The following is a 6,986-nucleotide window of genomic DNA, read 5'->3' as shown; positions in this document are numbered from 1 at the left end:
GCGCTGCCGGCCGCGGCCTTCTACCTCGCGCTCGCCGGGCGCGACGTGGCGACGGAGCGCGCCTTCGTCATGGTCGCGGTGAGCCTGGGCGCGGTGCTGGTGGAGCGCCGGGCGCTCTCCTTGCGCGGGCTGGCCATCGCGGCGCTGATCGTGCTGGGGCTGCGGCCCGAGACGCTGCTCAATCCCGGCTTCCAGATGTCCTTTGCAGCCGTGCTGGCGCTTGTCGCCGTGATGGGCCGGCTGCCGCCCGGCTGGCACCGCCCCAAGGGAATTGCGCGGATTTGGATGCCGGTGGCGCTCCTCTCGCTGACCTCGATCGTCGCGGGCTCCGCCACCGCCCCCTTTGCCGCCGCGCATTTTAACCGCGTGGCGCATTACGGGCTCATCGCCAATCTCGCGGCCTCGCCTGCCATGGGCGGGCTGGTCATGCCCGGCGCGGTGATCCTCGCCGTGACCGGCCCGCTCGGGCTCGATCAACCGGCGGTCTGGATGATCGATTACGGCTCGCGCTGGATCCTGTGGGTCAGCGCGAGGATCGCGGCGCTCGATGGCGCCAGTTCGGCGGTGATCGCGCCGCCGGGGGTGGTGGTGGCGCTGGTGGCGCTCGGCGGGCTGTGGCTGGTGCTGTGGCAGGGGCGGGGGCGGGCGGTCGCGCTTTTGCCGCTCATCCTTGCCGCCGGGCTCTGGGCGCGCGCCGAGCGGCCCGATCTGCTGGTCAGCGACAGCGGCGCGCTTCTCGGGTTGATGACCAGGGAGGGGCGGGCGCTGTCGAAGCCCACGGGCGACGGTTTCGCCGCGATGGTCTGGCTGGAGAATGACGGCGATGGCCGGGTGCAGGCGCAGGCACACGATCCGGTGACGCTGCCGCGACATGAGCGGGTGCTGCGGCTGCGCCTCGGGGATACGAGCATCGTGCAGGTGACGGGCAAGACGTCGCTCGCGGCTCTGCAGGGCTGCGACGGGGCCGACATCCTCATCGCCAATCAGATCGATCCCGCGCCGCGCCCCTGCCTGCGTTTCGACGCGCGCCGCCTGCGCGAGACCGGCGCGCTCGCGCTATGGCAGACGCCCGAAGGCCTGCGGATCGAGACGGTGGCCGAGCGGGCCGGCCGCCGTCTCTGGACTCAGTAGCTGCGGATCAACCCGACGAGACGGCCCTGCACGCGGACCTGATCGTCGCTGTAGATCCGCGTTTCATAGGCCGGGTTCGCCGCCTCGAGCGCGATGCGCTTGCCATTGCGGCGGAACCGCTTGAGCGTCGCCTCCTGCTCCTCGATCAGCGCCACGACGATGTCGCCGTTGTCGGCGGTGCCGGTCTCGCGGATCACCACGACGTCGCCGTCGTTGATCCCGGCCTGGATCATCGAATCGCCGTGCACCTCGAGCGCGTAATGGCTGCCCTGACCGAGCATGGAGCCGGGCACCGCGATCTCGTGGCTGATCTCGCTGATGGCGGAGATCGGCACACCGGCGGCGATGCGGCCCATCACCGGCAGGTTCATCGCCATGGCGGCGATTTCGGCGGGCATGTCGGCGGGCTTCGGATCGGGTTCGGGCGCCTGGCCTTCGGCGGCGAGCCGCGTCTCCATCGCCTCGGGCAGCTTGATGATCTCGAGCGCGCGGGCGCGGTGGGCGAGGCGGCGGATGAAGCCCCGTTCCTCCAGCGCGGTGATCAGCCGGTGGATGCCCGACTTGGACCGCAGGTCGAGCGCATCCTTCATTTCGTCGAAGGAGGGCGGAACGCCATCGGCCTTGATCCGACGATGGATGAATTCCAGCAGGTCGGACTGTTTGCGGGTCAGCATGGTTGCCCCTTTGTGCGCGCGGACGGTTGGGGATACGTTCTAGTGCTGTTCCCGTTTTGTGTCAAGCCCTCAGAGCGCGATCACCTCGACCGTCTCACCCGCATCGCGCGCGCGGTCGCCCGGCGGCTGCACGATCAGGCAATCCGCCTCCGACAGCACGGACAAAAGCGAGCTGTCCTGCTTGGAAAAGGCCGTGACGCCGTCGGGACCCGAGGCCGCGCGCAGGTAATGCTCGCGCGGGCCGTTGGCCGCAAGCGGCGCGGCGAGCCGGGCAAGGCGGCGTGGCGCAGGTGTCGCGGGCAGGCCCGACAACGCCCGGATCAGCGGCACGAGAAAGACATGCGCGCAGACCATCGACGACACCGGGTTGCCTGGCAGGCCCAGAAGCAGCGCCGCGCCGAAGCGCCCGGCCATCAGCGGCTTGCCCGGGCGCAGCGCCACCTTCCAGAAGGCGCGCTCCATCCCCGCCTCGGCCGCCGCGTCGCCCACGAGATCATGATCGCCCACCGAGGCACCGCCGATGGTCAGCACGATATCGGCGCCGCGCGCCAGCTCGAAGGCCTGCGCCAGCGCGCCCATGCTGTCGCCCGCGATCGGCAGGAGCCGCGCCGTGCCGCCCGCCTGTTCGACGATACCGTGCAGGCCGTAGGCGTTCGACGCGATGATCTGGTCGGGGCGCGGATCGCCGCCCGGGGCGACCAGCTCGTCGCCCGTGGCGATGATGGCGACCTCGGGGCGGCGCGAGACGGTGAGCCTGTCGGTGTTCATCGAGGCCGCGAGCGCGATGTCGGCGGGGGCAAGGCGGCGCGGCGCGACGAGCTTGTCGCCCGCGCGGAAATCCACCCCGGCGGGGCGGATGTTGCGGTTGTCCGAGATACCATCGCCGAGGGTGATCCGGTCGCCCTCGCGCGCCGTGTCCTCCTGCATCACCACCCGCTCGGCCCCCTCGGGCACCGGTGCGCCGGTGAAGATGCGCAGCGCCTCGCCCGGCCCGACATGCCCCGCATAGGCATGCCCGGCCGCGGCCTCGCCCGTCACCCGCAACACCGCGCCCGGCGCGAGATCGACCTCGCGGATCGCATAGCCATCCATGGCCGAAGCGGCAAAGGGCGGCTGATCGCGCGTCGCGATCACCTCCGAGCGCAGCACCCGGCCCAGCGCGGCGGTCAGGCGCACCTCTTCGGTCGGCAGGGGAGAGACCAGCGCGAACAGCCGGTCGAGGGCCTCGGAGACCGGGATCACGCCTCCCAAAGCCCCGATTTGCCGCCCTCTTTGAGCAGGAGGCGGATGCCGTCGATCTCCATGCCCTTCTCGGCGGCCTTGAGCATGTCGTAGATCGTCAGCGCCGTCACCGACACCGCCGTCAGCGCCTCCATCTCGACGCCGGTGCGCCCGGTGGTGCGCACGGTGGCGGTAATTCTTACGCCGGGCAGGGCCTCGTCGCACTCCAGATCGATCGTCACCTTCGACAGCGGCAGCGGGTGGCACAGCGGGATCAGATCGGCGGTCTTCTTGGATGCCATGATCCCCGCGAGCCGCGCGGTGCCCAGCACGTCGCCCTTGCCCGCGCGCCCCTCGCGCACCAGCGCCAGCGTTTCGGGCTGCATCCGCACCACGCCTTGCGCCACGGCGCGCCGGTCGGTCACCTGCTTGTCGGTGACATCGACCATATGGGCGCGGCCGCCCTCGTCGAAATGGGTGAGCGCCATCAGGCGCCGCCCGGTGCGGTCAGCGGGTTGGCGAGGATCGCCTTGGTGGCCGATGTCACGTCCTCCTGCCGCATAAGGCTTTCGCCGATGAGGAAGCTGCGCGCACCGTAGCGGGCGATCTCGGCGAGATCGGCGGGCGTGGACAGACCGCTTTCGGCGACGATCATCCGGTCGACCGGCACATGCTTGGCCAGCTTGCGGGTCACGTCGAGCGAGGTCTCGAAGGTGTTGAGATCACGGTTGTTGATGCCGATCATCTTGGAGTTCAGTTCGGCCGCGCGGTCGAGCTCGGCGCGATCATGCACCTCGATCAGCGCATCCATGCCCCAGCGGGTGGCGGCATCTTCGAGCTCGCGCGCCTGCGCGTCCGAGACGCTGGCCATGATGATCAGGATGCAGTCGGCGCCGAGGCTGCGGCTTTCGGCCACCTGCCAGGGATCATAGAGGAAGTCCTTGCGCAGCACCGGCAGCTCGGTCGCCTCGCGCGCCTGCACGAGGTAATCCTCCGCGCCCTGGAAGGAGGGGCCGTCGGTCAGCACCGAGAGACAGGCCGCGCCGCCGGCCTCATAGGCGCGCGCCAGCGCGGGCGGATCAAAATCGGCGCGGATCAGGCCCTTCGACGGGCTCGCCTTCTTGATCTCGGCGATGAGGCCGTAGCCCTCGCGGGCGGCTTCGGTCAGGCGGTCTGCGAAACCGCGGGGGGCGGGGGCCTGCGCGGCGCGCGCCTCGATGTCGGCCAGCGGCAGCTCCGCCTTGCGGGCCGCGACCTCTTCGAGCTTGTAGGCCTTGATCTTGTCGAGAATGTCCATGGCGTCGTTCTACCGGGGGAAAGGGGCGTTGGAAAGCGGTCAGGCGGCGGGGCCGCACCAGTCGATCGGGGGATCGCCGCGCGCCTCGAGCCAGCCGTTGATGCGGCCGAAGGGGCGCGAGCCGAAAAAGCCGCGCCGGGCCGAGAGCGGCGAGGGATGCGCGGTCTCGATCACGAGGTGATCGGGGGAGAGGTGCGGCGCCGCGATCTTCTGCGCGTGCTTGCCCCACAGCAGGAAGGCGCAGGGCCGCTCCGCGACGCGGCCCAGAACCTCGCCCACCAGCCGGTTCCAGCCCCAGCGCGCATGGCCGCCCGCCTTGCCCGGCTCGACCGAAAGCGCGGTGTTCAGCAAAAGCACGCCCTGCTCGGCCCAATGGCTCAGATCGCCGGAGGCCGGGGCGCAGCCGATGTCGTCGCGCATCTCCGCGAAGATGTTGCCCAGCGAGCGCGGCAGCCTCGCGAGCTCGGGCGGCACGGAAAAGGCAAGCCCCGTGGCATGGCCCGGCGTGGGATAGGGATCCTGGCCCAGGATCACCACGCGCACCGCCCCGGGCGGGGTCAGCTCCAGCGCGCGGAACCGCAGCCCGGGGTCGGGCAGGACCTCGGGCAGGGCGTCGAGCCGGTCGCGCAGCGCGGGCCAGTCCGCCGAAAAGAACGGCAGATCGGCCCAGCTGTCGGGTGGGCCGCTCACGCCCGGCCGGAACTGATCGCGGCGAGGCGGTCGATGGCAAGGCGCGCCGCACCCGAATCGATGCTCAGCGCGGCGATGTCGACCCCGGCGGAAAGATCGCTCGCCCGGTCCGCCACCACGAGCGCCGCGGCGGCGTTCAGCAGCACCGCATCGCGGTAGGCGCCGGGCGCGCCGTCGAGCAGGGCCGCCAGCGCCTCGCCGTTCTGCTGCGGCGTGCCGCCCAGGATCGCCTCGAAGGGATGCTCGGGCAGGCCCGCGTCGGCGGGGCTGATCTCAAAGCGCTCGACCTTGCCGTTCTCCAGCGCCGCCACCTGCGACGGCCCGCAGATCGACAGCTCGTCGGTGCCGTCATTGCCATGCACCAGCCAGGCGCGCTCCGAGCCGAGCTGGCCCAGCGTCTTGGCCATCGGCACGAGCAGCGCCGGATCATAGGCGCCGGTGAGCTGGCGCTTGACCCCGGCGGGGTTGGTCAGCGGGCCGAGGATGTTGAACAGCGTGCGGATGCCGATCTCGGAGCGGACCGGGCCCACGTGCTTCATCGCCGGGTGATGCATCGGCGCCATCATGAAGCCGATCCCGGCCTCGCGCAGCCCCCGCTCGACCACCTCGGCCCCGACCATCACCTCGACCCCCATCTGGCCCAGCGCATCCGCCGTGCCGGATCTGGAGCTGAGGTTGCGGTTGCCGTGCTTGGCCACCGGCACGCCCGCACCCGCCACGACGAAGGCCGTCGCGGTCGAGATGTTCAGCGTGTTCTTGCCGTCGCCCCCGGTGCCGACGATGTCGATCGCGCCTTCGGGCGCGCGCACCTTGAGACAGCGCGCGCGCATCACGCTGGCCGCGGCGACGATCTCGGAGACCGTCTCGCCGCGCATCCTGAGCGTCACGAGAAAGGCCGCCATCTGCGCCGGCGTGGCATCGCCGTCGAACAGGATGCCAAAGGCCGCCTCGGCCTCCTCGCGGCTGAGCGGTCCTTGGAGCGCCGCGGCGATCAGCGGCTTGAGCCGGTTGCTCATGCCGCCACCGGGGCGCTGTCGGGCAGGCGGTCGAGAAAGGTCTTGAGCATCTGGTGGCCGTGCTCGGAGGCGATGCTCTCGGGGTGGAACTGCACCCCTTCGATCGGCAAATCGCGATGCCTGAGCCCCATGATCGTGCCGTCGGCCAGCTCGGCCGTGATCTCGAGGCTCTCGGGCAGGCTCTCGCGCTCGACCACCAGCGAATGGTAGCGCGTGGCGAGGAAGGGCGAGGGCAGCCCGGCAAAGACGCCGCGGCCCGCGTGCAGCATCTCGGCGGTCTTGCCGTGCACGATCTCGTGGCAGCGCACGACGCGCCCGCCGAAGGCCTGGCCGATGGTCTGGTGGCCGAGGCAGACGCCCAGAAGCGGCATCCGCGCCTCGGCGGCGGCGCCGGTGAGCGGCAGGCAGATGCCCGCCTGATCGGGGTCGCAGGGGCCGGGCGAGAGCACGATGCCCTCCGGGCCCATGGCCATCGCCGTTTCGACGTCGATCTCGTCGTTGCGCTTGACCACCACCTCGGCGCCCAGCTCGCCCAGGTAGTGCACGAGGTTCCAGGTGAAGCTGTCGTAGTTGTCGATCAACAGAAGCATGGTTCCTCCGGCCGGGCAAAATTCGGGGCTACCGTTCGGCGGCGGTCCCTTGGTAAGGTCGCGCCATAAATGGGACCGCAAGGCGGGAAACGTCAAGGTCCGGGGCAGGGACGATTGCCGGCAGGACGGTACAGCGGGGCAGCGAACGTGGGATCTGGGTTCATCATCGGCGGCCTGTGGGGGCTGATCGTCTCGGCCGGAGCACTGGCGATCGCATCCTTGATGGGCGAGCCGCCGCGCGTGCCGCAGGCGGGGTCCGGGGTGGTGCAGCAGGCCCCGGACGAGGTGCTTGGCGAGACGGTGACCCGCGTGGTGCCGCAGGCCGAGCCCGACCCCGAGACGCTCGCGGAGCCCGCGACCGGGCCCG

At 71.0% G+C, this 6,986-nt stretch carries 9 protein-coding genes; 2 read left to right on the top strand and 7 right to left on the bottom strand.

Features of this window, described 5'->3' with window-relative positions; genetic code table 11:
* On the top strand, positions 1-1,131 hold a 1,131-nt coding region (locus NHG85_RS18260), incomplete at its 5' end, for a ComEC/Rec2 family competence protein (protein ID WP_253335109.1).
* On the opposite strand, the gene lexA is transcribed toward NHG85_RS18260, so the two are convergent.
* The 7 genes from lexA to NHG85_RS18225 all read right to left on the bottom strand — a co-directional run bounded on the left by lexA (position 1,125) and on the right by NHG85_RS18225 (position 6,619).
* Positions 1,125-1,805, bottom strand: coding sequence for a transcriptional repressor LexA (gene lexA, locus NHG85_RS18255; protein ID WP_253335098.1), 681 nt, complete (start codon positions 1,803-1,805; stop codon positions 1,125-1,127). The two genes, NHG85_RS18260 and lexA, sit on opposite strands and share 7 nt — an antisense overlap.
* A gap of 69 nt (positions 1,806-1,874) precedes the next feature.
* Positions 1,875-3,047 carry a molybdopterin molybdotransferase MoeA gene (locus NHG85_RS18250; RefSeq protein WP_253335096.1) on the bottom strand — a complete coding sequence of 391 codons (1,173 nt, stop codon included), beginning with the start codon at positions 3,045-3,047 and terminating at the stop codon, positions 1,875-1,877.
* Positions 3,044-3,517 (bottom strand): cyclic pyranopterin monophosphate synthase MoaC, encoded by a 474-nt coding sequence (gene moaC / locus NHG85_RS18245; RefSeq protein WP_253335111.1) that lies wholly within the window; start codon positions 3,515-3,517, stop codon positions 3,044-3,046. Before moaC ends, NHG85_RS18250 begins: the two co-directional genes overlap by 4 nt.
* Entirely contained in the window at positions 3,514-4,323 is an 810-nt protein-coding gene (gene trpC / locus NHG85_RS18240; RefSeq protein WP_253335094.1) for an indole-3-glycerol phosphate synthase TrpC, read from the bottom strand. The genes moaC and trpC overlap by 4 nt, the downstream gene beginning before the upstream one ends.
* Before the next feature lie 39 nt (positions 4,324-4,362).
* Positions 4,363-5,013 (bottom strand): uracil-DNA glycosylase, encoded by a 651-nt coding sequence (locus NHG85_RS18235; RefSeq protein WP_253335092.1) that lies wholly within the window; start codon positions 5,011-5,013, stop codon positions 4,363-4,365.
* On the bottom strand, positions 5,010-6,029 hold the full coding sequence (gene trpD, locus NHG85_RS18230) for an anthranilate phosphoribosyltransferase (protein ID WP_253335090.1): 1,020 nt from the start codon (positions 6,027-6,029) through the stop codon (positions 5,010-5,012). Before trpD ends, NHG85_RS18235 begins: the two co-directional genes overlap by 4 nt.
* Complete coding sequence (locus NHG85_RS18225) at positions 6,026-6,619, bottom strand: anthranilate synthase component II (protein WP_253335088.1); 594 nt, start codon at positions 6,617-6,619, stop codon at positions 6,026-6,028. Before NHG85_RS18225 ends, trpD begins: the two co-directional genes overlap by 4 nt.
* 147 nt (positions 6,620-6,766) lie before the next feature.
* Here NHG85_RS18225 and NHG85_RS18220 point away from each other — a divergent pair.
* The coding region (locus NHG85_RS18220; protein WP_370363061.1) for a hypothetical protein at positions 6,767-6,986 on the top strand (220 nt) is incomplete at its 3' end.

The sequence above is a fragment of the Limimaricola litoreus genome (assembly GCF_024159025.1).
Taxonomy (GTDB): Bacteria; Pseudomonadota; Alphaproteobacteria; order Rhodobacterales; family Rhodobacteraceae; genus Limimaricola; species Limimaricola litoreus.
This window is presented reverse-complemented; position numbering and strand designations above follow the sequence as displayed.

Coding starts and splice junctions, on each gene's coding strand:
- trpD (WP_253335090.1), bottom strand. CDS start 6,029: ATGAGCAACCGGCTCAAGCCGCTGATCGCCGCGGCGCTCCAAGGACCG.
- lexA (WP_253335098.1), bottom strand. CDS start 1,805: ATGCTGACCCGCAAACAGTCCGACCTGCTGGAATTCATCCATCGTCGG.
- trpC (WP_253335094.1), bottom strand. CDS start 4,323: ATGGACATTCTCGACAAGATCAAGGCCTACAAGCTCGAAGAGGTCGCG.
- NHG85_RS18225 (WP_253335088.1), bottom strand. CDS start 6,619: ATGCTTCTGTTGATCGACAACTACGACAGCTTCACCTGGAACCTCGTG.